The organism is Synechococcus sp. GEYO (assembly GCF_900473955.1).
Taxonomy (GTDB): domain Bacteria; phylum Cyanobacteriota; class Cyanobacteriia; order PCC-6307; family Cyanobiaceae; genus Synechococcus_C.
Genome location: NZ_UCNL01000001.1, coordinates 40401 through 65083 on the forward strand (window position 1 = coordinate 40401; position 24683 = coordinate 65083).

A 24683-nucleotide genomic window follows, 5' to 3' on the forward strand; every position below is an offset into this window, starting at 1 on the left:
TCTTCACCAAACTCAAACTCATCAACAAAAACAAACTGACCAGCCTGCAGAGAAGACTCGTTATAGACTTCGCTCAGTTACAGAAACATTGTGGGACCTTTTCCAGGACAACAATTCAAAGTTCAAACGATGGCTACGAATCGATCAAGACCATCCTTATCAGTGAATTTCAATATTCCATTTGAGGAGTTATCGCGTAGCATGCAAGTGATGCACCGTGCTGGATTCAGCGTGAGGTCAATGAACGTTGGCTCAGCCCAAGTAAATAGCCAGCAACAAGATATTTCCTCCAAGAAGCCAAACTTAGGCTCAAAAGCAAAGGACTCTCTCTCCAAAAGTACAAACAAAAGTGTCGATAGAGAAGTTGGTGAATCTAAAAGTGCCGACAAAAAAGCACAACGAGGTCGCCGACAACGCCGCAAATAAGTGCGATTTTAAACAGTTAAACTAGCCTTTTACTTCAAAAATTGCGTCACTGGGTCGCCCAGCTTTAAGGCCTTCCCAGTTGATGCTTAGAAGAAATTGATCTGGGTTGATGCACTCAACCATATCGACACCCCAAGCACCTTGTTGAAGAGGTGATCCAGCGGATCCCGGTGTATCTTTGCGACCACCCAATGCAAGGCAGTCGTGATCACTTGCATGCCCGGCAGCTCGACGAAAACCCTTCCAAGCCTTTACAAGTTCATCAGCCATAGCTTCGGCATCTAAAGATGACTCCAATCTGATCAACCAATGAGGATGACTCAGGGCCTCGGCAACAGTGAAAGAATTGGATTGCCCCTTTAGTGCTTCAGCCAATGCAACAGCAGAAAGGGCTGGAACATGATCCGAAGTGATCTGAAGATTATGGGAGACAACGAAGATGGTCATGGTGTGAGCTAAGGTCAAGGTCAGGTTAAACAAAGGCAACGGCCAGGGTGATGGAAAAAGAAGAATTTCCAAAACCAAATTTTCAAGACAATGATTCGTTGAATCATTCAGCTGATATTCAGCTGAGCGAAGAAGAAGCTCTTGATCTGGCGACGCATCTCAAAGAAAAATTAAAAGCAGGTCTTCCGATCGATGCTGATCCAGACTCGATTGCAGCGATGGTAGCTGGTTTAGGTGATCCACGTGGTCTTCTAAGACTTCGCTTTGCCGATAGTCTCGGATCAGTAGGACAAGCAGCCGTTCCTTCCTTGTGTCAGGCAATGCTGCTCAGCGAGCAAGTCACAGTACGAAGAGCTGCTGCTAAAACTCTGACTTTGATTTCAGACCCAGCCAGTCTTCCGGCTCTTGTTGATGCATTTCTGAACGATGAGGATTCCGTCGTCCAAGGATCAGCAATGGGTGCAATGGCGGCCATTGGCACTGATGCCGTTGAAACAATTTTGAGCATTCTCGAAAAACCAGAAAGCAGTGAAATGCAAATTGGCTTAGCCAATTGGGCACTTGCATTCATTGGTGATCGTGCCCCAGAAGCTCTCCGCGATGCAGCAACGTCAGATCATCCAAATGTTCGTAAAGCAGCGATCTCTGCTTTAGGGAGTCAGATTCAATCTCTCGATGCTCAAAAGGATAGAGATTTGCTATGTATCGCACTCAGCGACTCATGTTCAGAAATCCGATCAGAAGCAGTCACACTCATTGGAAACCTCGAAGATGCTGAGTGGGGAGAATCATTCCTGGTCAAAGCTCTTTCGGATTCCGACAGTTGGGTCAGGAAAAACAGTGCGCTGTCGCTGATGAAGCTTGGGTGCAGATCAAGCCTTCCAATTCTTCTGAAGCTAAGTGAACAAGAATCAGACCCAGTCGTCAGCAGAGTGATGGGTCTTGCGATTGATCGACTTCAAAACGCTAAAAACAGTCATTAAAAAAGGGATGCCGAAGCATCCCTCATTCAGTGATTAATGATGAATCAAACTCAGGAGAGAGCGTTGATCACATAGTCCAGGTAGGACTTGAACTCGTTGAGAGCCTGGGGGCTCATGTCACGAGGAGCGCAAGCGCGGTCGCGGGTGTAGGTAAGTGCTTCCACGTAGGGGCCTGTAGGCAGTCCCAGGGAGCGGTACACCTCACGGGCGCCTGCAATTCCCCACTCGTCCAGAGGACCAGTGCCGCCAACAACGAGGCAGTAGTTGATCAGACGGAGATAGTGGCCCAGATCGCGGTAGCACTTGTCAACCTTGACCTGGCTATCACCAGCCTCACCGGGCTGCTTCAGATAGGCGTACTTGTTGAAGCAGGCATCGCCAGCTTCACGGGTGACGGCATCCAAACCTGCAGCCAGCTTTTCAGCAGCTTCAAGGCGGGCAGCGGCACGTTGGATATTGCCCTGAACGGCTTCAAGATCGTTCTGGGAAGGGAAGCGACCTGCTGCGTCAGCAGCAGTCACAACTGTGGTAACGACGGACTTCATTGATGGGTTCCTTTAAGAGGGAGAGTGTCTGAAAAGAAAGCGAGAAGCCGTTCAGGAAACGGCGCCGATCACGCGATCGAAGTAGGCACCAGCTTCAGCCACCAGAGCTGAACAGTCACCTTGGGTGGTCTCCATCTTGCGGAAACGCTTGCCACCCAATGCAGGGGTGTTGGTTTCAGCAATGTGAGCCGTTGCAGAAGCCTTCATGATGGCCACGGCACGAGCTGCGGACTGGGTGGGAACACCCAGAGCGATGTAGGTCTCCTTCAGACCGTTCAGGCAGCGATCGTCCAGCACGGAAGCGTCGCCAGCGAGAAGGGCGTAGCTGATGTAGCGGAGCACGATCTCACCATCACGCAGGCATGCAGCCATGCGGCGATTGGGATAGCAATTACCACCAGCCTGGATCAGGCCGGTGTTCTCGCAGATCATGCCGGTCACAGCATCGGAAACGATGCAGGAAGCATTGGAGGTGATGGCGTTGACAGCATCCAGGCGCTTATTGCCTTGGCTGACATAGGTGCGAAGGCCAGCGAGATCACTACCGCCAACAGGAGCGGTTTTGGCGTCAGCGCTGACGACCGAACGGGAGAATGCGTCGAGCATTTTGGGCCAGACAGTTTTGTGGGGGAGAGGCTTCTAATGCCGAGAGCAACCACTGAACAAGGCCTTTTGAGAGGTGACTTGGTCAGATGGCTGATAAACCCAAGGGGTTGGAAGCGCCTCAACAAACTAAGCCGGGTTAACCAAGCAGTGGTGCGGGATTTGCTTATCACGCAAGAGTTCGTCACCTTGCGACCTGAACAACAGGCAAAACAGGCTTGAGGATCAGGTGCATTCACAACTGATCTAACTGCCAAACATGCCTGAGCAGCTGTTAGATCACCAATCGCAACGCTGCCAAGCAGGCTGCATCTGGAGACGGGTAGGCTTCCTCCCGCTTATCAGTTTCCTTCCTAAACATGTCGGATCATCCTGCTGAGCAAGCGCCCACTGTCGAAGAATTACAGGAATCCATCGACGAGCTTTCCGCTTACCGAGATCGGCTCTACAACGATGTTCTTGGTTTGGGCAAAAAGCTCCGATTATCCCAAAAAAAAATCGACGCAACACTCAGCGAGCATCCCGAGCTCACTCGCATCGATGAAGTGCTGAATCAACTGAAGAGCCAGCGGAACGCACAGAGCAGCAGCTCATGAATCCAGTGGATCAGGTCCCAATGACGATGGCCAGCTTTTTTGAAGCAAGTCGGGGTACTTGGTTAAATCGTCGAGTGGTGCATCACCTCGATTGTCAGGACGATGAAGCTGCGGATTCAAATCTGATCATCGAACCGTTCGACAACAAAGACCCTGTTGTTGAAAAAGTGTGTTCCGCTCTGAATGTGAAAATCAGTGATACCAGCGGTGGAGCCAGATTTTGGTGGGAGAGCAATCTGATGGAAGACACTCGCAATAACGACTACGCCGCAGTGGTTGTCGATGCCCCTAATCCAGAAGACCCCCGTCAAGGATTTCTGTTGAGAGATGTCGGTTATGTGGAAAAAAAATCTGTTGTCAGCACCTATTCCTTTGCTGACGATGGCGTGTTGACAATCAAAACCCGATATGACACCAACACAGGTATCGAACGATGCTGGTTTGTGAATGATCAGATCAGAATGCGAGTGAGCTCGGTGCAGTTTCTCAACGGTGTCGCCATGACCACGTACTGCACGGAATTTCGCTGCCCCAGTAACGCTGACATTGCTGCACTGTCGTCAGCCACCAGAGAGAGAGCTGACAACAATCCTCCAATCCAGGAGAGCTGAAACGTGTTTGACCCATTTCTCAAGGAACTTCATAACGGCATCCAACAACGAGGCGGTAAGGCCATTGAGGTACCGGCTGGGCTCGAGGAATGCCAATCCAAAAAAGGCACCAGCGTGATTCGCAGCTGGCTTTGGGAAGTCCCGAATTTCCGTCGCTGGCGTGTCACGAGGCTTGATGCTGGTGACAAGCTGCAGGTTCTGAATTCGGTTGCCTATCCGGATTACAGCCTTGACCATCCTCTGATGGGAGTCGATCTGCTCTGGTTTGGTGCGCGGCAAAAACTCGTTGCCGTTCTCGATTTCCAACCTCTGGTCCAGGATGCAAATTATCTCGATCGATATTTCTCCGGTCTCAAGCAACTGAATCAGGAATTTCCTGATCTCAACGGCGAAGAGACGATGCGCTCGTTCGACCCGAATCAATACTTCTCATCCTGGTTGTTGTTTTGTCGTGGCGGTGCTGATCAAGCGGAGACCTCGTTGCCGCCGGCATTCAGTGCATTCCTGAAGGCCTACTGGGAGCTGCACGACACCGCTCTGAAAACCGATGCGCTCATTCAGTCGGATGAAGTGAAACGCCTCCAAGACAACTACGACGTTTACAGCGCCGAACGCGACCCGGCTCACGGACTCTTCACCAGTCATTTCGGCAAAGAGTGGTCCGACCGATTCCTGAGCGAATTTCTGTTCCCAGCATCCGCCAAGCAATGAGTTCAAACCGACGCAACAGCCTTGATCCTGTTGCCATTGAAGGCTGGAGCTGGCAACCGTTCCTGGAGGACGCTGTCAACTCTCTGCAGCCTCTAGGGATCGAGCCCTATCCGGTCAACGATGCGTTTTTGTTCAAACAGGATCAAACAGGCTCGAAAGCCAAACCTGTCTGCGTGACCACCGCCACCTGGGCCTGCAAGAGCCAGAAATTTCGCCAGGTGAGAGCGGCGTGCGTCAGTGCGGGCTCATCCGCATCGGTTCTGAACTTTGTGATCAATCCTCTGGCGCGGTATGACCTGCCCTTCTTCGGCGGAGACCTTGTCACCCTGCCGTCGGGCCACTTGCTCGCGCTTGATCTTCAACCGGCTGACAAGCAGGACAGCGAACACACCCAAGGCGTTTGGAATCGGCTGATGCCGATTTTTGATCGCTGGCGCTCTCAATTACCAGACGGAGGTCCAATTCCTGACGAAGCCCAGCCCTTTTTCTCGCCGGGGTTCCTCTGGACACGACTGCCCTTGGGAGACGAAGGCGATCAGCTCATTAAAAGCGTGGTGAGACCAGCTTTCAATGACTATCTAAACCTTTATCTGGAACTCGCCGCTGCGGCCGTACCTGTCTCCGATCAACGCATGGAGAATCTCCTGGCTGGGCAACGACGTTATACCGATTACAGAGCCGAGAAAGACCCTGCCAGAGGAATGCTGACTCGATTCCATGGCAGTGAGTGGACCGAGGCATACATCCACGATGTGCTGTTTGACCTCTGATTGTTGGCGTGATGCTCTGACCGGGGCAAAGCCCTGCTTTGACAGGGGATTAAGCATTATGAACAGCAGTCGGGTGTGCTTCGACCACTTAGCGAGAATTGTTTTCGACCCCGACGGGACTTTTACGATGTCCCTCCGGTGTCTGTGACACCCATTTAGACGCTGCCAAGAGGAGTTCCAAATGTTCGACGCCTTCACCAAGGTTGTCGCCCAGGCCGACGCCCGGGGACAGTTCATCAACACAAGCGAGATTGATGCACTCGCCGCCGTCGTCTCTGACAGCAATAAGCGTCTGGACGCCGTGAACCGCATTTCCAGTAACGCCTCAACAATCGTCGCGAATGCTGCACGCGCTCTGTTTGCTCAGCAGCCTGCACTGATCGCTCCGGGCGGCAACGCTTACACCTCACGTCGTATGGCTGCCTGCCTGCGCGACATGGAGATCATCCTTCGCTACGTCACCTACTCGGTCTTCACCGGCGATGCGTCTGTGATGGAAGATCGCTGCCTCAACGGCCTGCGCGAGACCTATCTCGCCCTGGGAACTCCCGGTGCATCCGTCGCTGCCGGCGTCAACCTTATGAAGGAAGCCGCCCTGGGAATCGTGAACGACAAAGCAGACATCTCTTCTGGTGATTGCGCTTCGCTTAGTAGCGAGATCGGAACCTACTTCGATCGCGCAGCAGCGTCCGTCGCCTGATTCAGAGACCCGTCTTTTTCGCTCACTCGCTACTCCATCCATGAAAACTCCCCTCACCGAAGCCGTCGCAGCAGCAGACGCTCAGGGTCGCTTTCTAAGCAACACTGAAGTTCAGGCTGCTTCCGGACGCTTCATCCGCGCAAAAGCCAGCCTTGAAGCGGCCAAAGCTCTTTCAGCCAAGGCTGACACCCTGGTGAACGGAGCTGCTCAGGCCGTCTACACCAAGTTCCCTTACACCACCCAGATGGAGGGAGCTAACTACTCCGCTACCACTGAAGGCAAAGCCAAATGCTCCCGTGACGTGGGCTACTACCTGCGCATGGTGACCTATTGCCTGGTTGCCGGCGGAACAGGTCCCATGGATGACTACCTGATCGCAGGTCTGGATGAAATCAACCGGACCTTTGAGCTTTCTCCCTCTTGGTATGTAGAAGCTCTGAAGCACATCAAAGCCAACCACGGCCTGAATGGTGACGCTGCGACAGAAGCCAACAGCTACATCGATTACGCCATCAACGCTCTGACCTGATCAGTGTCTCTGATGCCATGCATGCCCTCCAATGGAGGGCTTTTTTAATGTTTAGAACTGGAAACGGCGTGAGGCCTGATGACGTCAACTTTGAGGAGCTTTCTGTCCTTACTCTGCGGGGACTACAGCAATCAAAAACAGGCCTTTGACAACCCTCCCCTGTTTGCCCATATTCATCTGAGATATCGACCGATCGAGCATCTGCAACCAGGTTCCATCCTGCTTGAACAGACCTATGCAGTTGATCCCAAAAACCCCTACCGACTGCGGATGATTCGAGCAGAAGAACAACCCAATGGCGTGATCAAACTCTGGAATCACACCTTTCGAGAGCCATCACGCTTCAACGCTGCAACTTTCGACCGGGCACTTCGCGGTGAGATCCAGGAAAGCGATCTGATTTGCCTCGATGAATGCCATTACCAAGTGCAAAAGGTTGCAGGGTCGTATCTTGGATCTCTCGAACCAAACTGCCGCTGTATTGTTCACCGAAACGGCAAAGACACCGTCTTAGTGAGCACATTCAAGCTCGAGAAGAATCAACTCAAGACACTTGATAGGGGCCATGATCCTGTGACCAATGAACGCTGTTGGGGCTCAATCGCGGGAGAGTTTCAATTTCAAAAGCTAACAAGCTGGAGCAGTGAAATTCCTGCTGACTGGTGACAATGAAAGCCTTCAGCGAAGAGCAAATACTAGACAATTTGCGCCAACAGGATGACACCTCTGCGCAGTACTACGCAGCCTGGTGGCTGGGCAAGATGCGATCTCAACACCCAGAGGCGATTCCATTACTGATTCATACTTTATCGGCACTCAATAAGCAGCCAATAGACCCTGATCGAAGAGGAGTTGCCCTTAACTCAATCCGTGCACTTGGATTACTCAGGGATGCATCGGCCAGCGGTGATCTACTCCAGTTGCTTCAATCGGACGACTACTCAGTTCGTGAAGAAGCAGCCAGAAGCCTTGGCTCCATGAAAGATCCAGGCGCCATCAAACCAATCTGTCAATTATTGAGTGGTGGCATCGACAAAGCTGGCAGGGAGCAGAAGGGCACAGCTTTACTCCGTGAACCCTGCGAAGCCCTGATTGAGGCATTAGGTGAGATTGGGGACGACAGCGCGATGATTCGGGACACGATCCTGCCGTTTTGCCAGCATCCGCGTCCGCTAGTTCGGGCCGCGGCATGCCGATCTTTGCTGCAGCTCACTGGCTGCTATCAATGGGCAGAAGAGCTGGAAACACTCCTTGAACATCCAGAACCACTGGTACGTCGAGGAGCTCTGCTGGATCTAGGGGCAACTGGATGGACTGCAGCACTGCCGGCGATCAAAACAGCCGCGGTGGAAGCCAGCCTCAAACTTGTTGCACTTCGTAGGCTAGCTGAATGTAGCGATGACACGGCTGTATTGGATGCCATGGATGATCTTTTGTGATGACAATCGCTGACTTACAAACTGCAGTACTTCAACTCGATCGAGCAACCAGCACACCTGAACTTGTCCGAGCGACAAAAAAGATTTGTGCCTTGATGGATCCGAATGCAGCGCCGACCCTGATCAAGGTTCTTGGTTACAACAATCCTGCTGTGGCCGCGACTGCAACGCAAGGACTCATCAAGCTTGGCAGAAACATTGTTCCTACACTGCTTATTAGCTTGAACACAGGGAATTACGGAGCCAGAGCATGGATTGTGAAAGTGTTGGCAGCACTTCGTGACCCACGTGGACTCGACTTGCTTGAACATGCTCTTATCGCAGATATTGCGCCCAGCGTGCGACGTTCAGCCGTAAGAGGGCTGGCTGATTTGGACTTGGATGAATCCAAAGCCCTAAAGGAGCTAGCCCGCTGCTGCAACGGTCTGCTTCAAGCTTGTAAGGATGATGAGTGGATTGTGCGCTACGCCGCTGTCTATGGACTCGAACGACGGCTGTCATTGAGTGCTTTAACACCGTCAATGAAAAACAAAGGGCGGTCAATGTTGAATCAGCTCGCCAGCGAGCAAGAGAATGTCAAGGTGGTGCGGCTCAGGGCGAGCCTGGCCCTGCAACGTCTTTGCGTCGGATGACCCAGAAAGTTCTTTTCGTCTGTCTCGGTAACATTTGCCGATCACCCGCTGCGGAGGGGGTGTTCCTGCATCTTCTGAACGAACGAGGATTAAACAACCGTTTCGTGGTGGACTCCGCCGGCACCGGCAGCTGGCATGTGGGAAATCCCGCGGACCGTCGGATGCAGGCCGCGGCCAAGCGGCGTGGCATTCATCTGCCAAGCCGAGCCCGTCAGATCGACCTCAATGACCTGGAAGAGTTCGACCTGGTATTAACCATGGACGACGACAATTTCAGGGCTGTCAGCGGCCTAGCCCGAGAAGCGGGGGAAAGGGCCACCGCCCAGATCCGGCCGATGCTCAGCTACGGAGAGCGCTATAGCGAAAGCGAAGTTCCTGACCCTTATTACGGAGGGGATGCCGGCTTCGATCATGTGCTGGATCTACTGGAAGAGGCCTGCGCAGCGATGCTCGATGAACTAAGCGCAGAGGATTAAACAGCAACCATCCAGCCCTGAACAGCGATCAGCGCTCGGGAGTGGGCCAAACTTCTTCTGCAACCCGCCCTCGGAACAGGTCCTCGAGTGCATCAATCACGGCTTCGATCCCCATCCCGTCGGTGATCAGCTCGGTGGCGTCATCCGCCTGCACCAACGGCGCAATTGTTCTGGTGCTGTCGAGTCGGTCTCGCTCAACAATCTGCGCTTCGAGTTCGCTGAGCGCAGGCACGGCATGACCGCGCGTCTCCAGATCCTTGGCACGACGACGAGCCCGTTCTTCAGGAGTCGCAGTCAGGAACACCTTGAGCTCGGCATCCGGAAACACAGCTGTACCGATATCGCGGCCTTCAGCCACCAGGCCGCCCTTCTCACCGAGTCGCTTCTGCTGCCGCGTCAGCAGTGCCCGTACGCAAGCATGGGCAGCCACCAACGACACCGCACCGGTGACCTTGGGATCACGGATTGCATCCGTGACATCCCTGCCGTTCACACAAACGGTCTGCACTCCATTCCGCAACGGCGAAAGATCCACCTCCAACCCTCTCAGAAGCCGCTCGACGGCGTCTGCGTTGGCCGGATCAGCCCCATGCTCCTGGACCCATAAGGTGACGGCCCGATACATGGCGCCGGTATCGAGATACAGCAGACCCATGCGTTCAGCGAAGGCCCGGGTGACCGTGCTCTTTCCAGCACCGGCGGGGCCGTCGATGGCAACGATGGGAGAGCGGGTCATGACAAAAATGTGATCGATCAGGCGTGTGGATCCAGAGCAGACGGCCGCGGCCAAAAGGCGCAAGGACTGCGTTTCCGCAGCAGGCTGCAGCGTGGATGGATCCACGACCTCTACATACTCCACCTCAAGGCCTGCGGTTTCGAGCTGCCGTCTGAGTTGGATCAGAACATCCCTCTGGCCAGCCAACTTGTTCTGAAGTTGCGTCGCCGCACGACGGAGAGCGGCTCCGATCGATACCGCGCTTCGTCGCTCCGCTGGAAGCAGGTACAAATTGCGCGAACTGGCAGCCAGACCATCGGGCTCCCGCACGGTGGCACATCCCCTGACCCGAACCGACAATCCCAGGTCGCTCACCATCCGGCGCACGATCGCGAGTTGCTGCCAATCCTTCTCACCCAGCCAGAGCTGTCTTGGCTGGACCAGTGCCAACAGGCGGCTGACCACGGTGGCAACTCCATCGAAATGGCCTGGTCGCCAGGGACCGCACAAACCCGACTGCAAAGCTGACGGCGCTTGCAGCCTCCAACCCGACGCGACACCTTGCGGATAAATCTGACGCTCATCCGGACACCAGATTGCTGACGCACCGGCCTGCTGTGCCAGAAGGCAGTCAGCCTCGAAGGAGCGGGGGTAACGATCAAGGTCCTCCCCCTCTCCGAACTGCAGAGGATTGACATACACACTCACCAGAACGGATCCCGGCTCCGGACAACCAGCAACCGCACGCTGGATCAGCTGGGCGTGACCTTGATGCAGCCCCCCCATCGTGGGAACGAAATCAATCGGGCCAGGCCGTGATGCACGCCAGGACGTGAGTTCTGAGCGAGTTCGGAGGACGCGAAGGCTCAGCGAAGCACCTCAAGACGAACCTGAGCAATGCCACTGCTCGTCAAGCCCAGCTCGCTTGCAGCACCATGCGCCAGATCAATGACCCTGTCCCCAGCAAATGGGCCACGATCATTAATGCGCACCACTGCTTTGCGACCGTTCCAAAGGTTGGTCACACGCACACGCGTACCGAACGGCAAGGTGCGATGAGCGGCAGTCATTGTTCCCGGGCGAAACAACTCTCCATTGGCGGTGCGATTCCCATAGAAACCGGGGCCGTACCAGCTGGCTTCGCCCGAATGCGTGGAGATCACAAGCGGAACAACAGGCTTGGGTGGCTGCGGCGGAATCGGAACCACCACTGACTCAGGCTCGGCAATGGCTGTCACTGAATCAGTGATCAGCGGATCCAGTGGCGCTTCGATCGATGGTTCAGCGACTTCAAGAGCGGAAACAGGCTCGGAAGGCAGAACCAGGTCCAGAGGGTCAGTGATCCCAAAGCCATCAAGGTCTCTCGCCAGCACCGGATAGAGAGCGAGGCCTGCGAGCGAAACTCCGGCAAATGCAGCAATGGCAGGAAAAAAACGAGCCATAAGAGTGGGTCACACGGTGTTCTGGGAGAGACCGTTGCTTCGGTCGTTAAGGGCGAAAAAACCGCGACCGAAGCGCATGAAAGTCGCTTGAACGTAAAAATGTCTGGACGCCCCTGCAGGCAGGGAAAGGCTCACGCCGAGCAAGCCAAGACGCTGATCAGCCGCCCGGAGAGGATGCAGCAACTGGGTTGCAAGCACAACGCACCGAGGGGCCATTGATCAGCTCAGGCAATCCGAACAACAAGCCCCACTGATGACCAGGGGACCGGCGATCGCAGCGGCACAAGAGCACGACACAACGCCCTGCTCACGAGGGGAGAGGATCAGGGCAGAACTACTGCTGCTGATGGACTACAGAGCCGCCGGTGTGGACGTGGAAGCTGGGCGAGCTTTCGTGCAGCGGATCAAAACCGGTGTCGAAGCAACGCATCGTCCAGAGGTGGTCGGCGGGCTGGGCGGCTTTGGAGGCATGATCCGGCTGCCGCAAGGGCTTAAACGTCCACTGCTGGTGTCGGGAACCGACGGCGTTGGCACCAAGCTTGAACTCGCCCAGGAGCATCACAACCATCACGAAGTGGGCATCGACTTGGTCGCCATGTGCGTCAACGACGTCATCACCAGCGGCGCCGAACCCCTGTTTTTCCTCGATTACATGGCAACAGGAGCCCTGAGCCCTGATGCCATGGCCACGGTGGTCGAGGGCATTGCCGATGGCTGCCGCCAGAGCGGCTGCGCACTGCTCGGCGGTGAAACAGCAGAGATGCCGGGCTTTTATCCACCAGGCCGCTACGACCTGGCGGGTTTCTGCGTGGCCGTCGTTGACGAGGATGCGGTGATTGACGGCAGCCAAGTTCAAGCCGGCGATCGCATCGTTGGGGTCAGCAGCAGCGGAGTTCACAGCAATGGCTTCAGCCTGGTGCGCAAAATTCTCGAGACCAATGGCGTATCGGCCGAAACACGATTCGGCTGCGATGATCAACTTCTGATTCAGGCGCTCTTGAAGCCAACCCATCTGTACGGGGCACTGGTGAAGCGGTTGATCGAATCAGACACACCTCTGCATGCCATGGCCCACATCACAGGCGGAGGCATTCCCGAGAACTTGCCGCGCTGCCTTCCTGACGGCTTGATCGCCAAGGTGGCCCCCGAACGCTGGCCGCGCTCGGAACTGTTCAGCTGGCTGCAATCTCACGGAGAGATCAAGGAGCGTGATCTCTGGCACACCTTCAATCTGGGAATTGGTTATTGCCTGGTGCTTCCTGGCGCGGCGGTCGAAGCTGCAATCGAACACTGTGAACAACAGGGCTTCAAGGCGTGGGACATCGGCGAGATCATGGCCACTACTGGCCATGACGACTCCCCAGTGCTCGGCTTACCCGCCTGAACCAGACCTGGATCCAACAATCTCCAACAGCTGGAGGACAAAGCGCACTGAGGCCTTCCAGCCCCGTTAGTCTCCCATCAGACAGATCGATCTTGCATCGATCAATGCGTCGCGACATACGCCCTAGTAAGCCATGCCATTTGATAGATCTCAGCGCACGACCCGACGACGTTCGTCGGCAGGTCCCACACCTCCAAGACGCCCAGTCAGTTCTGGATACGACAAAAGCGGAGCTCACCGTCAGGGTGGACCAAGACCGACCTTTCTGGCGCTGAAGGACCACGGCAAGGTCTTCGTTGCGGACATGCCCTTTCTCTCTGATGGGCAACTGGCCAACATCAATAAAGAAGCTGCGGAAGTTCTTCTAAGTCTTGAGCGTCGCATCACCGAGTTGGAGCAGGTTCAGGGTGACCGTGACACGTTGATCAAGGCCTGCACGAAGCGCGATGTCACCCACCGTTTCCTGAGAGCAATCGAGGAGGAACAACAACAGCGCCGGGACAATCCCGCCGTTCGCCGCGCTGCAGGAGAGTCTCTGCCTCGAACGTTTCTGGAGATCGCACGCCACCGCCTTCCGGGCGCAACGTTTGATTCTTTGCTGCAGGAAGCACTCTCAGCCTGCGAACAGTCGGCAGCAGAACCTTCACCTGCCATCAAGCCACCACTCAAGGTGGTTTCCCTGCAACCCCAGGCATCATCACTGCCAGTGGTCGTCAGTCCAGATCCGGAACCAACCGATCAAGCGCTCTGAAACGGATTGTCCGGCATGCGCACCGGACAATCGAGACTGAGCTGATCGAGCAGACTGCGCTCTTGCTCAGTGAGGGTCCAGCCAAGTGCCTGCTTGGCATCCTCGACCTGAGCGGGTCGGCGAAATCCAGGAATCGGGCAGGTTGCGTGAGCCCGGCACCAGTTCAGGGCCACCTGCATCTGATTCACCCCCCTTGCCTGCGCCATGTCAGCCATCGCCTGACGCAGAAGTAGAGAACCCGGCAACAGGCGCCGAAACAGCCCCGAACGCAAGAGCGTTGCATCACTGGGTGTCCAGCCAGGTTGTCGCGCCAAAACGCCAAGAGCAAGAGGGCTGTAAGCCAGGACCTCCACACCGAGGTCTCGACACACGTCGAGGATGCCGCCAGGTCTGATTGGTTCTGGAGCAAGCAGTGACAGCTGCACCTGCACACTGGCCAGCCGTACACCCCGACGCGCCAGATGATCGTGAAGCAGCCTTAGACGCTGGGGGCCGACATTGGAGACACCAAGCTCACGTACTTCACCCTGGTCCACCAGATCAGCGAGACCGTCCAGCAGGGGTCGTTCCTGCCATGGGGCGTATCGGGCTGTGCTCCAGTGCAGCTGCACCCGATCGAGCTGACCCCGTAGACGCTGCCGGCTGGCTTGAAATGCTTTCACCAGGCCGCGACGACCAAGGCGCCAGGGGAATGGAGCCAGCTTGGTGGCAACGATGAGGTTATTGCGGGACGAGAGCTCAAGACCCTCCAGACACTGACCCAGCAGCTCTTCACTTCGACCATTCAATCGACCAGTGCCATAGGAGTCCGCCGTGTCCACGAGCTGCAATCCGGCAGCAACGGCCGCTGCAAACGTTGCTTTCAGTTCTGGATCGTCTGTTTCGGAGCGATAGCCCCAGAGCAGTTGGTTGCCCCAGGCCCAAGTCCCGAATCCAATTCCTGTCACAACGCCGTGGATCGCTGCACGCCATGATCGCTTCAGTTCGGTCCATGCGATGTCACTCACTACTGCCGAAACTGCTCGCAATCGGCGGGACGAGGGCTCTGCGCAGGATTCAGCCAGCGGTGCTGCAGATGAGCGTGTGCTCTGCTCTCACTGTGGTCGCACCGCCAGCAACGGCATCAGCTGCATCGGCATGTGCGTGGCCGACAGCGACTACTGAAGTGATGCGCGTCCAACCGATCCACCAACACGCGGCCCTTGGATGCGCTCTGTTGCTTGGTCTGAGCTCCCCCCTCTCTGCTCAACCCCAAATCGAATCCTTTTCAGGTCGATATCAGACCAAAAGCAGCAACTGTCGCTTCCTGCCATTGAATGGGCAAAAGCGTGGTTGCCGTTTCATTCAGATCGATGGCCGAACACCGGCGGTCATCAGCATCCGCTTTATTGGAGCTGGCGATCAGCCAGGCTCCAGCCAGAGGCTCACATTCGTGGTGTCGGAGTTGTCAACAACGCCCGTTTTGAACTGCAGCCGAGGCAAATGCCAACTGAAAACGGCCAACTGGCAAGGCAGGATCAACAGTGTGTCCGAAGCGAACTACGACGCCAATGGACTGGCTGAAGAATTGCCGAAGGCCTGGGCTGTGAGCCTGGGGAACTGCAGCGTCCGTACAGGACGCATTCTCTGTCGTGCCGATAGACCAGCAGGAGGACAGGTCAGTGCTGAAGCACAACTCTGATGATCCAAACCCTGTGATGAGAACGAAGGCGGCACCCAGATTCGAACTGGGGATAAAGGATTTGCAATCCTCTGCCTTACCACTTGGCCATGCCGCCGCTCGGAGCAAATCCGCTCCACTGGCGGATCGTATCAGCGAGACCGCCCCTGCCCTGCTGGTGATTAGCAACGGACATGGCGAGGATCTGATCGCACTGAAAATCATCGAAGCGCTGCATCGACTGCAACCGGCCTGGACCGTGAAGGTGCTTCCTCTCGTCGGCCAGGGCAGCTGCTTTCAGGGCGCGATTAAACAAGGCTGGGTGCAGAAGATCGGTCCGGGAGCACGACTTCCAAGCGGAGGATTCAGCAATCAGAGCCTGGGCGCTCTCCTCTCAGATCTCATGGCCGGTCTGCCGCTGCTCACCTGGAAGCAATGGATCTGTTTGCAGAAGGAGCGCAAGTCCACTGCTGCAATTCTGGCCGTGGGAGACCTGCTGCCGCTGCTAATGGCCTGGAGCGCCCGTCGGCCGTTTGGGTTCATCGGCACGCCCAAGAGCGACTACACCTGGAGCAGCGGGCCAGGACAAGCCCTGAGTGATCGCTATCACGCACTGAAAGGCAGCGAGTGGGATCCCTGGGAATGGCATGTGATGAAACGGCGCGGCTGCCGCCTGGTTGCCATGCGCGACCGTCTCACCGCAAGGGGACTGCGCCGCCACGGCGTCAACGCGACCAGCCCCGGCAACCCAATGATGGATGGGCTTGCCCCATCAGACCCCCCAGCCAGCCTGGAGCGATGCCGACGCATCCTGCTGCTGTGCGGCAGCCGGATGCCCGAGGCACTGAACAACTTCCGCCGCCTGATCAGCGGACTCCTGCAGATGCCAAGCCCCGTGCCTCTGGCCGTTCTGGCAGCCCTTGGCTCCAGCCCCCTTCAGAACGAGCTGGGTGAACTGCTGCAAAACCTTGGATTCCGCAGCTGCCCTCCTCCGAGCAGCGTCCTCGAAGCCGCCGAATGCTGGGTAAGTGGGCCGGTGCTTCTCCTGATTGGACCAGGGCGATTCCAGCAGTGGGTGGCTTGGGCGGAAGCAGGTGTTGCCACCGCTGGCACAGCCACAGAACAAATGGTGGGACTGGGAATCCCAGCCCTGTCCTTGCCAGGTCATGGTCCGCAGTTCACCCGTGGGTTTGCCGAGAGGCAGAGCCGACTTCTGGGTGGCGCCGTCCGCACCTGTGAATCGGAACAGGAGCTGGGCCGCCGTCTTGCCCAGCTGCTCAATGACCCTCTGCTGCGGCAGGAGATGGGACGCATGGGGCGCCAGAGGATGGGCCCGGCCGGCGGCAGCGAAGCCATTGCCAGGGAAGTGATCGGCCAGCTCGCACCCGAACGCTGATACTGGGTTTCACTTCAGAACGAAGGATCTCCTTCCCACCGCCATGGCCGCCATTCAGGACCGCGACTATCTGAGGCTTTGCGCGGAACTGGCAAGTCTGCTCAGCATCAGCCAGGCCTCTGCCCGCAGACGGGTCGACCAGCAAGCAGCCAAGGACGGTGCACGGGATGTGGAAACCCGAAAAGCCGTGGCAACAAGTCTGCTTGATGCAGCGAAAGCCGAACAGGGCCAGGGCTCAGCGGGCAGCAACCTAGACACGCTGCTGGAGGCTGAGCCCATGGATCAACACTTCATGCTCGAAGACTGAAACCGCTCAGTGCTCGAAGGTGTTGACAAAGCGAAAACGATCCAGATCAGACATCACTGAAACGCATGCGAAGCAACGCTGCGCCAGCTCCCAGCGACCCTCTCGCCGCAACATCACCTCCAACTGGCGGCGCGCGGGCAGCAGATAACGGGCATCGTTGGCGGCGTAGGCCAGCTGGGCGTCGCTTAACTGATCAACCCTGCCCCAATCACTGCTCTGGGCCTGTTTATCCAGCTCAACTCCGACCAGTTCCATGACCAGATCCTTGAGGCCGTGCCGCGGGGTGTAGGTGCGTGCCAGACGACTCCCAACCTTGGTGCAGAACACAGGATTGACTCGGATCGAAAGCCCTGTGGCCAGCGCTGCCACGTCAAACCGGGCGAAATGGAACACCTTTTCAATGGATTGAGCCTCCATCAGTGACTTCAGCCGCGGGGCCTCCGTCTGGCCGAGACCAACGCGAATGCAAGCAACCTGGTCTCTGTCGTCGCAGATCTGCACCAGACAGAGTCGGTCACGTCCATGAATCAGTCCCATGGCTTCGGTGTCGACCGCAAGGGCCTTCGCCTGGACGAAGCGGTCATACCAGTCCTGATCCAGGTCTCCATCAAAGACTGCGAATGCGCAGGGCTCATTGGGGGTCTCAGCCATGGAAGGAAAGCAAGGGACGACAACCAACCACCACTCTGGCCTCAGCGGGCGATCGAACGAGTTTTAACTGAGCGCTTGAAAATCAGAACGAGACCGAGTTAGACAAAATCGAGACAGCTTGTTTTCATGCTCACCCAACGCAAACCAACGCGCTCCTGTCTGGCGGACATCGAACACTATTTCCAGCAGCCCCCGCCGCTCTTCCTGGATCTCGAGCTGGCGGTCTGCTGGGTTCTGGACTGCCTGCTGCAGAACGACACCTACCCCTCCGGACTGCTTCAGCGCCTGCAGAGTGATCATCCCAAGCTGCGGCTATCCGAAACGGTGCTGCATCAGGCGGTCGATTTTCTCGAGCAGCAGGAAATGCTTGATTCCTATACCAAGCGTTGTCCAAGCAGGGGTCGCCCCCGCCGCATGCTCCATCTGCATCAGGACGCCAGAGGGCAGGCTGAGCGCCTGATGGAACCCTGGAGCCGCTGGCTTCATGAACACGATCCACTGACCACCTAGCTACTGACCACGTAGAACAGTCCTCTGTTCGGGCAGCAGCTAGCCGGATGCCATCCCCCCAGACGTCCACTCTGCTGCTCACAGCGTTGCTGGGGATTGGACTGGTCTTCTTCCTGCGAGCTGCCAGCAAGGATCGAACCACTGTTGTGGAGGTTCGATCACCGCGGCCTCCAGTAGAAGTGCTGAATGGCCTCGACGCCTGGTTGAAGCAGCGGGGCTGGAGCCAGCAGGGCGGGGATGCCGATCGCTGCCTGCTGGAATACAGAGGCCAGGTCGACAGCAGTGTCCCTCTGGCAATCCTGCTGTCACTGCTGGGAACCGTCGGTGCTGGCAGCCTTGGACTGGTCGTGAGACAGATGAACCCATCCTTGAATTGGTGGCCTCTGCTGATTGCCACTTTTGGTCCCTTGGCCGGGTGGATCTACACCCGCCGAGCAAGACGTGTGGAAGAGATTCAGATCCGGCTCATCGAGTCTGAGGCAGGCGAAGGCAGCACACTTCGCCTACGTGCTCATCGCGATGAGCTCATCGCCCTTGAGCTTGCCCTTGCCGATCCGCTGGAACTGGCGAGCGATGGCGCGTTGCTGTCATCACCGATCTGACGTGACTCCGCGATGGCTGGTCCTGCCCGCGGCATTGATGACCGCTGGACTGATCCTGTCAGCAGTGATGGCAACGGCCGCCAAAACACCACACCCCCAGGACGACGACCCCCTCACGGGAGTCAGGGTTAGCTTGCCTGCCAGCTGGAAGGGCCGAGCAATACCCTCAGAGTCCATGGAGATTCTGGTTCTGGCAGGCCATGCCGACTCCCAGGGAATCGAGGGAGCCGGGACTTCGGGCGCAGCTGTTGACCGTGGGGGAGCCCGCCCCATGGATGCGCGCATGCGCGATGAACTGTTCTGGAATCGGCGGGTTCGTGATGCCGTGGTGACAACAGGCCAGGCTCGCGGACTCAAGATCCGTTCCTATGAACCGGATCAACTCACGATTGAGAATGAAGAGGATCCACGCACCAACTGGTCGGTGGGGCGACGTCACCACGACGCAGGTGGTTACGTCTTGGAGATCCATTTCGATGCCTACGGCCGCCACGGCGTCGGCTCTGGCCTGATCCCCAACCTGCGCAGTCCAGCGACAAGGATTGACGAGAGCCTGGCCCTCAATTTCGGGCGCTATCCCATCAACTTTCGCGGCGGTCTCGGCGCACCCAGGCGAGGCATCAGCATTCTCGAGATCGGCAAACTGGAGGGACAGCTGGAGCGAGCTTTACGGGCTCCGCAGAGTCGCAATGCAGTGGTTGCCGCGGTGGCCCTTCGCATCGTTGAAGCCATTGAGCTGGGCATCGGGGAGACCCCGGGCCCAGCAACCCAGAGGCTCAGTTCACCGCCTGATGCGGACGACAACGTTCCTCAAGCGATGGATCGTCGAACCAATGCTGTGGGCGGGTGAACAGATCCGTGAGCAGGGCCTCACGAGACCCCTCCTCGGCCTGATAGCCATATTCCCAGCGAGCTAGAGGCGGCAGAGACATCAGGATCGATTCAGTGCGGCCATTGGTCTGCAATCCGAAGATGGTTCCTCGATCCCAGACCAGATTGAATTCCACATATCTGCCCCGTCGATACAACTGGAACTGACGCTCACGGTCTCCGTAAGCAAGGCCATTGCGCTTATCGATAATCGGCATATATGCAGGAAGGAATGCCGTTCCGTTAGCTCTCGCCAGATCATGCAGCTGCTCCCAGGAGAGATTCACTGAACCGATCTCAGCCGCTTTGCGAGCAGCTGGGCCTTCAGGATCCTGGCCGCGGTAAAGACGCCCAGACCCGTCTTGGTAGTCGTAAAAGATGCCGCCGATCCCCCTCGTCTCCTGGCGATGCTTCAGGAAGAAGTACTCGTCACACCAGGGCTTGAACACCTGATAAAGACGCTCATCGACTGAATCGCAAGCCTGCTGATGGGTGCGATGAAAATGGCGGGCATCCTCAAGAAAGGGGTAGTAAGGCGTGAGATCAGCACCACCTCCGAACCACCAGACCGGTCCAGCCTCAAAGTAGCGGTAATTGAGATGCACCGTCGGAACGAATGGATTTCTGGGATGCAGAACCATGGAGGTGCCGGTGGCAAACCATGGATGCCCTTTGGCTTCAGGCCGCTGTTTAAGGATTGAAGGTGGCAGTTCCTTGCCATGCACTTCAGAGAAATTCACGCCTCCCTGTTCAAAGATGCGGCCTTCACGCATCACGCGGGAACGCCCACCGCCTCCTTCAGGCCGATCCCAGCTCTCTTCCTGAAACTTGCCAACGCCGTCGATCTCTTCGAGGCCTGAGCAGATCTCATCTTGCAGGCCCATCACCAGCGCACGGGCACGCTCGCGGGAGTCGGCGGGGGGACGCTCTCCCGAGACAGCCGCAGACGACGAGGGCACGGCCCCGAGCATCCGGCCCTTCAGACGCTTAAGCAGGGAACGGACCATGGTCGACAGTGTCGTTGAACTCCTGACCATTTCAGCCCAGCGCCGTCTCCGACAAGTTCGTGTGAAGGACTGTCATGGAAAAGCGCCCCTAGGATCCAGCCAACGAATGGGACGCATGACCACTGCGGAACAGGCCACTCAGGCGCTCAGCGACCTCCGCGATGCGGGAAGTGACCGTTCTCTGTTGGACCTCGGTTGGCTCGACCAGGTGCGGGTGACGCCTCCAAGGGCAGTGATCCGGTTGAACCTGCCTGGATTCGCACAGAACCAGCGTGATCAGATTGTGAGCGGTGCGAGGCAGCGACTGCTGCAACTGGAGGACATCGACGATGTCCAGATCGAACTCGGGCAACCACCCTCCCAGGGAGGAATCGGACAGGCTGGCCACGGCCAGGTCGCCGAACGACAGTCGATTCCCGGTGTCCGGCATGTCATCGCGGTCAGCAGCGGCAAGGGTGGCGTTGGCAAGAGCACGGTGGCGGTGAATCTGGCCTGTTCACTAGCCGTGCGTGGACTGAAGGTAGGGCTTCTGGATGCCGATATTTATGGTCCCAACGCCCCAACCATGCTCGGGGTGGCGGACCGTACGCCTGAGGTGAGCGGCAGTGGAGACAACCAGTGCATGCAGCCGATCGAGACCTGCGGCGTCGCCATGGTGTCGATGGGGCTGCTGATTGAAGAGAACCAGCCCGTGATCTGGCGCGGACCCATGCTCAACGGAATCATTCGCCAGTTTCTTTATCAAGTGCAGTGGGGAGAGCGCGATGTCTTGGTGGTTGACCTGCCGCCGGGCACCGGCGATGCCCAATTGTCGTTAGCCCAGGCTGTTCCCATGGCGGGCGTCGTGATCGTGACCACCCCACAGCAGGTGGCCCTTCAGGATGCGCGACGCGGATTGGCGATGTTTCGCCAGATGAATATCCCGGTGCTGGGTGTGGTCGAAAATATGAGCGCGTTCATTCCGCCAGACCAGCCCGATCGCAGATATGCCCTCTTCGGCACAGGCGGTGGCCAGACGCTGGCCGATGCTTTCGACGTCCCCCTACTGGCTGAAATTCCCATGGAGATGCCTGTTCAGGAAGGCGGCGATCAGGGCAAACCGATCACCTTGTCAAAGCCCGACTCGGTCAGCGCCAAGACATTTCTGGCGCTGGCAGATCGTCTCTCACCCATGGTGACCAACGAAGCCTGAGCATGGTGTCCGGAGTCGGCCTAAGTGGACAACCCCTGTTCAGAAGGCCCGACAAACGGCGGGGTCGAGGACGCGAGCGGGACTGGATTCTGTGGGGAGTACCGCTCGCCATGGTTGCCGTGGCTGGACTTCTGATCGCCAGCACGCAGCGTCAGGCCGATTACGCCGACTGGTATCACCACTGGATCACTGCCGGTGTCGGCGTGGGAATCGCACTTGTGCTGGCGAGGTTGTCGTTGCTGCGACTCCGCCCCCTGCTGATCCCCATTTACGGACTCACCGTGATCAGCCTGGTCGCTGTTCGAATGATCGGCACCACAGCACTAGGCGCACAACGCTGGATCAGCATCGGGGGCGTGCATGTGCAACCCTCCGAATTCGCGAAGCTGGCAGCAATCCTGCTGCTGGCAGCGGTATTGGATCGACACCCTGTTGAACGCCCGGTGGATCTGCTCAGACCAGTAGGTGTGATTTCACTCCCCTGGGTGCTGGTGTTCATCCAGCCCGATCTGGGCACGTCGCTGGTGTTCGGGGCGCTGTTGTTAACGATGCTCTACTGGTCGGGAATGCCTTTCGAGTGGCTGGTTCTGCTGCTCTCCCCCCTGATCACGGCCCTACTCGCAGGACTGTTCCCCTGGGGACTCGCCGCCTGGATCCCATTCACCCTGGGCATCGCCTACCGGTCTCTGCCCTGGAAAAAAGTCGCGCTGGCTCTGGTCCTGGCGGTTCAAAGTGCAGCTGCACTGGTGACTCCCTGGCTTTGGGCCAATGGCCTGCAAGATTATCAGCGCGACCGACTGGTGCTGTTTCTCGACCCCACCAAGGACCCCTTGGGTGGTGGCTATCACCTCCTGCAGAGCACTGTGGGAATTGGTTCTGGAGGACTGTTCGGCACTGGCCTGCTGCAGGGACAACTCACCAAGCTGCGCTTCATCCCCGAGCAGCACACCGATTTCATCTTCAGTGCGCTGGGTGAGGAGCTGGGATTCGTGGGCACAATTCTGGTGGTTGTCGGCTTCGCACTACTGATGGGGCGCATGCTTCAGGTGGCAGGAAAAGCTCGGACAGACTTCGAATCGTTGGTGGTAATCGGTGTCGCCACGATGCTGATGTTCCAGGTTGTGGTGAACATCTTCATGACCATCGGCCTTGGGCCCGTCACCGGAATACCACTGCCCTTCATGAGCTACGGACGCAGCGCCATGGTGGTGAATTTCATCGCACTTGGCCTCTGCCTATCCGTGGCAAGGCGTGCAAGGCGAGCTCTGATCCCTTGAAGGACTCCACACCGCTGCTGCAGTCAATTCAGGCCTGTATGGCGACGGGTGTCCCTCCAGGCCAGGCCAGCGACACCAATGCCAGACGGCTGTGGTGGGGCGGCTTGGAAGTGCTGCAAGATCTGCTGGAGATTCAATACAACACTGCCGCAGGCATCTGGCTGGCGGCACCGCTGCCAGCCCTTTACGCCCCCGATCTGCTTCAGCGTTTTCAGGGCTGGGTTTGGGCACCTGAGGCCCTGGATGTCCTGAGTGCCGCCGAGCGATCAACCCTGCTCCCACCGGATCGCCTCAATGCCAGACAAAGCCAGGTCGCATTGGCCACGTCCAACGAGCACTTCCAGCGCCTGCCCCTGAGAGAGTCCGACAGTCACGATCCGCTGCTGATCGTGATCACAAGCCGGCTCCAGGTGGCCCTGGCCCTCCATGGCGAAGAGGGACAGCGGCAGCTGCTAATGCGCAGCGAGCCCGACATCCTTGGCCAGGCCCTGACGCTGGTTGAACAGCGTCTGCGCCTGGATGCGCCTGAACAAGCCGACCAACTGCAACAGGCGGTTCGGCAACTCGGCCCTTTGCAAAGCAGCAGCGATCTGGCCACACGCTTCTGGCCCCGTCTGGCGGAGCGGCTCGCTGGAATGGCGCCCACGGTCATGTTGCAGACAGCGCAGGGTCCCAAATCCACACCACCTCCACCACAGCCTGCTAACGACAACGGAGATGAGGATGCTGAACTGTCGCTGCTGGAGGCCATCACGCATGAAGTGCGCACACCCTTGGCCACCATCCGCACCTTGATCCGTTCCCTGCTGCGCCGCCGTGACCTTCCAGAGCAGGTGCTCGGTCGCCTGCAGCAGATCGACACCGAATGCAGCGAGCAGATCGATCGGTTCGGGCTGATTTTTCAGGCAGCCGAACTGCAGCGGCAGCCCCATAGCTCGTCCACGCTGGCCAGCACCGACCTTGGAGCGATGCTGAATCTTCTGGCGCCGGGATGGGAACAGCAGCTGCAACGCCGGGGATTACATCTCGAGCTGAACCTGGAGAGTGGGCTTCCCCCTGTGCTGAGCGATCCAGGTCGACTGGAGCCCATGCTTGGCGGACTGATTGACCGCTGCAGCCGCAGCTTGCCGGCAGGAAGCAGCCTTGAATTGACCCTTCAACCGGCGGGTGCGCGCCTGAAGCTGCAGATTCTCACGAGAACACCTGATCAGCTCTCCACCACAGCAGCCGACGCCAACGACTTGTCGCAGGAAAACCTTGGTCCCGTTCTCAGCTGGAACACCAGCACGGGTGGACTGCAGCTGAGCCAGACGGCAACCCGTCGACTGCTTGAACGACTTGGCGGACGCCTTACCCAGCGCAGGGACCGCGGGCTGACGGTGTTCTTTCCGATCGCCGATCATTGTTGACGGGTGTGAAGGTCCGGGTCGGATCACCAAATCGGAGCCGAA

Annotated in this window: 33 protein-coding genes and 1 tRNA gene; 24 read left to right on the top strand and 10 right to left on the bottom strand. The window is 57.5% G+C overall.

Translation table 11 applies throughout. The features are described from left to right. The first annotated feature begins 162 nt into the window (after positions 1-162). Positions 163-426 carry a hypothetical protein gene (locus DXY37_RS12990; RefSeq protein ID WP_206749755.1) on the top strand — a complete coding sequence of 88 codons (264 nt, stop codon included), beginning with the start codon at positions 163-165 and terminating at the stop codon, positions 424-426. Between the two features lie 21 nt (positions 427-447). Here the strand turns inward: DXY37_RS12990 and DXY37_RS00270 are convergent, their stop codons facing one another. Continuing rightward, positions 448-873, bottom strand: a complete 426-nt coding sequence (locus tag DXY37_RS00270) for a DUF2656 family protein (protein WP_115124851.1) — start codon at positions 871-873, stop codon at positions 448-450. 50 nt (positions 874-923) lie between these two features. On the opposite strand from DXY37_RS00270, the gene DXY37_RS00275 reads away from it, so the two are divergent. After that, positions 924-1856 carry a HEAT repeat domain-containing protein gene (locus tag DXY37_RS00275; protein ID WP_115124852.1) on the top strand — a complete coding sequence of 311 codons (933 nt, stop codon included), beginning with the start codon at positions 924-926 and terminating at the stop codon, positions 1854-1856. A 50-nt stretch (positions 1857-1906) separates the two neighbouring features. Here DXY37_RS00275 and cpeA read toward each other — a convergent pair whose 3' ends face one another. Next, positions 1907-2401 carry a class 1 C-phycoerythrin subunit alpha gene (gene cpeA / locus DXY37_RS00280; RefSeq protein ID WP_115124853.1) on the bottom strand — a complete coding sequence of 165 codons (495 nt, stop codon included), beginning with the start codon at positions 2399-2401 and terminating at the stop codon, positions 1907-1909. Positions 2402-2452: 51 nt separating this feature from the next. Further along, positions 2453-3007 (bottom strand): class 1 C-phycoerythrin subunit beta, encoded by a 555-nt coding sequence (gene cpeB, locus DXY37_RS00285; protein ID WP_115124854.1) that lies wholly within the window; start codon positions 3005-3007, stop codon positions 2453-2455. A 356-nt stretch (positions 3008-3363) separates the two neighbouring features. Between cpeB and DXY37_RS00290 the strand changes: the two genes are divergently transcribed. The 10 genes from DXY37_RS00290 (at position 3364) to DXY37_RS00335 (ending at position 9468) form a co-directional block, all read left to right on the top strand. Beyond that, entirely contained in the window at positions 3364-3600 is a 237-nt protein-coding gene (locus tag DXY37_RS00290) for a hypothetical protein (protein WP_115124855.1), read from the top strand. A gap of 20 nt (positions 3601-3620) precedes the next feature. Then, a complete protein-coding gene (locus DXY37_RS00295; RefSeq protein WP_371637743.1) occupies positions 3621-4211 on the top strand; it encodes a phycobiliprotein lyase in 591 nt (196 codons plus the stop codon). 3 nt (positions 4212-4214) lie between these two features. Next, complete coding sequence (locus DXY37_RS00300; protein WP_115124857.1) at positions 4215-4922, top strand: 15,16-dihydrobiliverdin:ferredoxin oxidoreductase; 708 nt, start codon at positions 4215-4217, stop codon at positions 4920-4922. Further along, complete coding sequence (locus tag DXY37_RS00305; protein WP_115124858.1) at positions 4919-5692, top strand: phycoerythrobilin:ferredoxin oxidoreductase; 774 nt, start codon at positions 4919-4921, stop codon at positions 5690-5692. Before DXY37_RS00300 ends, DXY37_RS00305 begins: the two co-directional genes overlap by 4 nt. Positions 5693-5873: 181 nt before the next feature. Next, on the top strand, positions 5874-6392 hold the full coding sequence (locus DXY37_RS00310; RefSeq protein WP_115124859.1) for a phycocyanin subunit beta: 519 nt from the start codon (positions 5874-5876) through the stop codon (positions 6390-6392). 40 nt (positions 6393-6432) lie between these two features. Continuing rightward, a complete protein-coding gene (gene cpcA / locus DXY37_RS00315) occupies positions 6433-6921 on the top strand; it encodes a phycocyanin subunit alpha (protein WP_115124860.1) in 489 nt (162 codons plus the stop codon). A gap of 78 nt (positions 6922-6999) precedes the next feature. Next, positions 7000-7587: a chromophore lyase CpcT/CpeT gene (locus DXY37_RS00320; protein ID WP_115124861.1), complete on the top strand. Its 588-nt coding sequence runs from the start codon at positions 7000-7002 to the stop codon at positions 7585-7587. A 2-nt stretch (positions 7588-7589) separates the two neighbouring features. After that, on the top strand, positions 7590-8360 hold the full coding sequence (locus tag DXY37_RS00325; protein ID WP_115124862.1) for a HEAT repeat domain-containing protein: 771 nt from the start codon (positions 7590-7592) through the stop codon (positions 8358-8360). 95 nt (positions 8361-8455) lie between these two features. After that, the gene (locus tag DXY37_RS00330; RefSeq protein WP_244276753.1) at positions 8456-8992 is read left to right on the top strand and encodes a HEAT repeat domain-containing protein; all 537 of its coding nucleotides are present in this window, start codon (positions 8456-8458) and stop codon (positions 8990-8992) included. Beyond that, positions 8989-9468 (top strand): low molecular weight protein-tyrosine-phosphatase, encoded by a 480-nt coding sequence (locus DXY37_RS00335; protein WP_115124864.1) that lies wholly within the window; start codon positions 8989-8991, stop codon positions 9466-9468. Before DXY37_RS00330 ends, DXY37_RS00335 begins: the two co-directional genes overlap by 4 nt. A 28-nt stretch (positions 9469-9496) precedes the next feature. Here DXY37_RS00335 and DXY37_RS00340 read toward each other — a convergent pair whose 3' ends face one another. The 3 genes from DXY37_RS00340 to DXY37_RS00350 form a co-directional block, all read right to left on the bottom strand. Beyond that, on the bottom strand, positions 9497-10987 hold the full coding sequence (locus tag DXY37_RS00340; RefSeq protein WP_244276757.1) for a bifunctional pantoate--beta-alanine ligase/(d)CMP kinase: 1491 nt from the start codon (positions 10985-10987) through the stop codon (positions 9497-9499). A 62-nt stretch (positions 10988-11049) separates the two neighbouring features. Next, positions 11050-11625: a septal ring lytic transglycosylase RlpA family protein gene (locus tag DXY37_RS00345; RefSeq protein ID WP_115124866.1), complete on the bottom strand. Its 576-nt coding sequence runs from the start codon at positions 11623-11625 to the stop codon at positions 11050-11052. A gap of 9 nt (positions 11626-11634) precedes the next feature. Further along, on the bottom strand, positions 11635-11841 hold the full coding sequence (locus DXY37_RS00350) for a hypothetical protein (RefSeq protein ID WP_136975521.1): 207 nt from the start codon (positions 11839-11841) through the stop codon (positions 11635-11637). Between the two features lie 130 nt (positions 11842-11971). On the opposite strand from DXY37_RS00350, the gene purM reads away from it, so the two are divergent. Beyond that, on the top strand, positions 11972-13009 hold the full coding sequence (gene purM / locus DXY37_RS00355; RefSeq protein ID WP_115124931.1) for a phosphoribosylformylglycinamidine cyclo-ligase: 1038 nt from the start codon (positions 11972-11974) through the stop codon (positions 13007-13009). A 133-nt stretch (positions 13010-13142) separates the two neighbouring features. After that, positions 13143-13760 carry a histidine phosphotransferase gene (locus DXY37_RS00360; protein WP_115124868.1) on the top strand — a complete coding sequence of 206 codons (618 nt, stop codon included), beginning with the start codon at positions 13143-13145 and terminating at the stop codon, positions 13758-13760. On the opposite strand, the gene DXY37_RS00365 is transcribed toward DXY37_RS00360, so the two are convergent. Further along, complete coding sequence (locus DXY37_RS00365) at positions 13748-14707, bottom strand: aldo/keto reductase (RefSeq protein WP_115124932.1); 960 nt, start codon at positions 14705-14707, stop codon at positions 13748-13750. The genes DXY37_RS00360 and DXY37_RS00365 overlap by 13 nt on opposite strands. Positions 14708-14756: 49 nt before the next feature. Between DXY37_RS00365 and DXY37_RS13130 the strand changes: the two genes are divergently transcribed. Continuing rightward, positions 14757-14924 (top strand): hypothetical protein, encoded by a 168-nt coding sequence (locus DXY37_RS13130; RefSeq protein ID WP_170951728.1) that lies wholly within the window; start codon positions 14757-14759, stop codon positions 14922-14924. 4 nt (positions 14925-14928) lie between these two features. Then, positions 14929-15441 (top strand): hypothetical protein, encoded by a 513-nt coding sequence (locus DXY37_RS00370; protein ID WP_115124869.1) that lies wholly within the window; start codon positions 14929-14931, stop codon positions 15439-15441. Between the two features lie 26 nt (positions 15442-15467). Here the strand turns inward: DXY37_RS00370 and DXY37_RS00375 are convergent. Continuing rightward, positions 15468-15538 (bottom strand) — tRNA-Cys (locus tag DXY37_RS00375). 54 nt (positions 15539-15592) lie between these two features. Between DXY37_RS00375 and DXY37_RS00380 the strand changes: the two genes are divergently transcribed. After that, the gene (locus DXY37_RS00380) at positions 15593-16816 is read left to right on the top strand and encodes a lipid-A-disaccharide synthase-related protein (protein WP_115124870.1); all 1224 of its coding nucleotides are present in this window, start codon (positions 15593-15595) and stop codon (positions 16814-16816) included. 43 nt (positions 16817-16859) lie between these two features. Next, the gene (locus tag DXY37_RS00385) at positions 16860-17123 is read left to right on the top strand and encodes a hypothetical protein (RefSeq protein ID WP_115124871.1); all 264 of its coding nucleotides are present in this window, start codon (positions 16860-16862) and stop codon (positions 17121-17123) included. A 6-nt stretch (positions 17124-17129) separates the two neighbouring features. Here DXY37_RS00385 and DXY37_RS00390 read toward each other — a convergent pair whose 3' ends face one another. Beyond that, the gene (locus tag DXY37_RS00390; protein WP_115124872.1) at positions 17130-17774 is read right to left on the bottom strand and encodes a ribonuclease D; all 645 of its coding nucleotides are present in this window, start codon (positions 17772-17774) and stop codon (positions 17130-17132) included. Between the two features lie 126 nt (positions 17775-17900). Between DXY37_RS00390 and DXY37_RS00395 the strand changes: the two genes are divergently transcribed. Genes DXY37_RS00395 through DXY37_RS00405 form a run of 3 tightly spaced genes read left to right on the top strand, consistent with a single transcriptional unit; the run spans position 17901 to position 19736 of the window. Further along, positions 17901-18284, top strand: a complete 384-nt coding sequence (locus DXY37_RS00395; RefSeq protein WP_067095402.1) for a helix-turn-helix transcriptional regulator — start codon at positions 17901-17903, stop codon at positions 18282-18284. Between the two features lie 47 nt (positions 18285-18331). After that, positions 18332-18886, top strand: coding sequence for a cofactor assembly of complex C subunit B (locus DXY37_RS00400; protein WP_115124873.1), 555 nt, complete (start codon positions 18332-18334; stop codon positions 18884-18886). Beyond that, complete coding sequence (locus DXY37_RS00405) at positions 18804-19736, top strand: N-acetylmuramoyl-L-alanine amidase (protein ID WP_371637744.1); 933 nt, start codon at positions 18804-18806, stop codon at positions 19734-19736. The genes DXY37_RS00400 and DXY37_RS00405 overlap by 83 nt, the downstream gene beginning before the upstream one ends. On the opposite strand, the gene hemF is transcribed toward DXY37_RS00405, so the two are convergent. Further along, positions 19663-20763, bottom strand: a complete 1101-nt coding sequence (hemF, locus tag DXY37_RS00410) for an oxygen-dependent coproporphyrinogen oxidase (protein ID WP_115124874.1) — start codon at positions 20761-20763, stop codon at positions 19663-19665. The two genes, DXY37_RS00405 and hemF, sit on opposite strands and share 74 nt — an antisense overlap. Before the next feature lie 115 nt (positions 20764-20878). Here hemF and DXY37_RS00415 point away from each other — a divergent pair, with 115 nt between their 5' ends. The 3 genes from DXY37_RS00415 to DXY37_RS00425 are packed head-to-tail and all read left to right on the top strand — an operon-like array spanning position 20879 to position 24641. Continuing rightward, positions 20879-21955 carry an Mrp/NBP35 family ATP-binding protein gene (locus DXY37_RS00415; protein ID WP_115124934.1) on the top strand — a complete coding sequence of 359 codons (1077 nt, stop codon included), beginning with the start codon at positions 20879-20881 and terminating at the stop codon, positions 21953-21955. Between the two features lie 2 nt (positions 21956-21957). Next, positions 21958-23232, top strand: a complete 1275-nt coding sequence (rodA, locus tag DXY37_RS00420; protein ID WP_115124875.1) for a rod shape-determining protein RodA — start codon at positions 21958-21960, stop codon at positions 23230-23232. 38 nt (positions 23233-23270) lie between these two features. Further along, positions 23271-24641, top strand: coding sequence for a sensor histidine kinase KdpD (locus DXY37_RS00425; RefSeq protein WP_115124935.1), 1371 nt, complete (start codon positions 23271-23273; stop codon positions 24639-24641). The last annotated feature ends 42 nt before the right edge of the window (positions 24642-24683 follow it).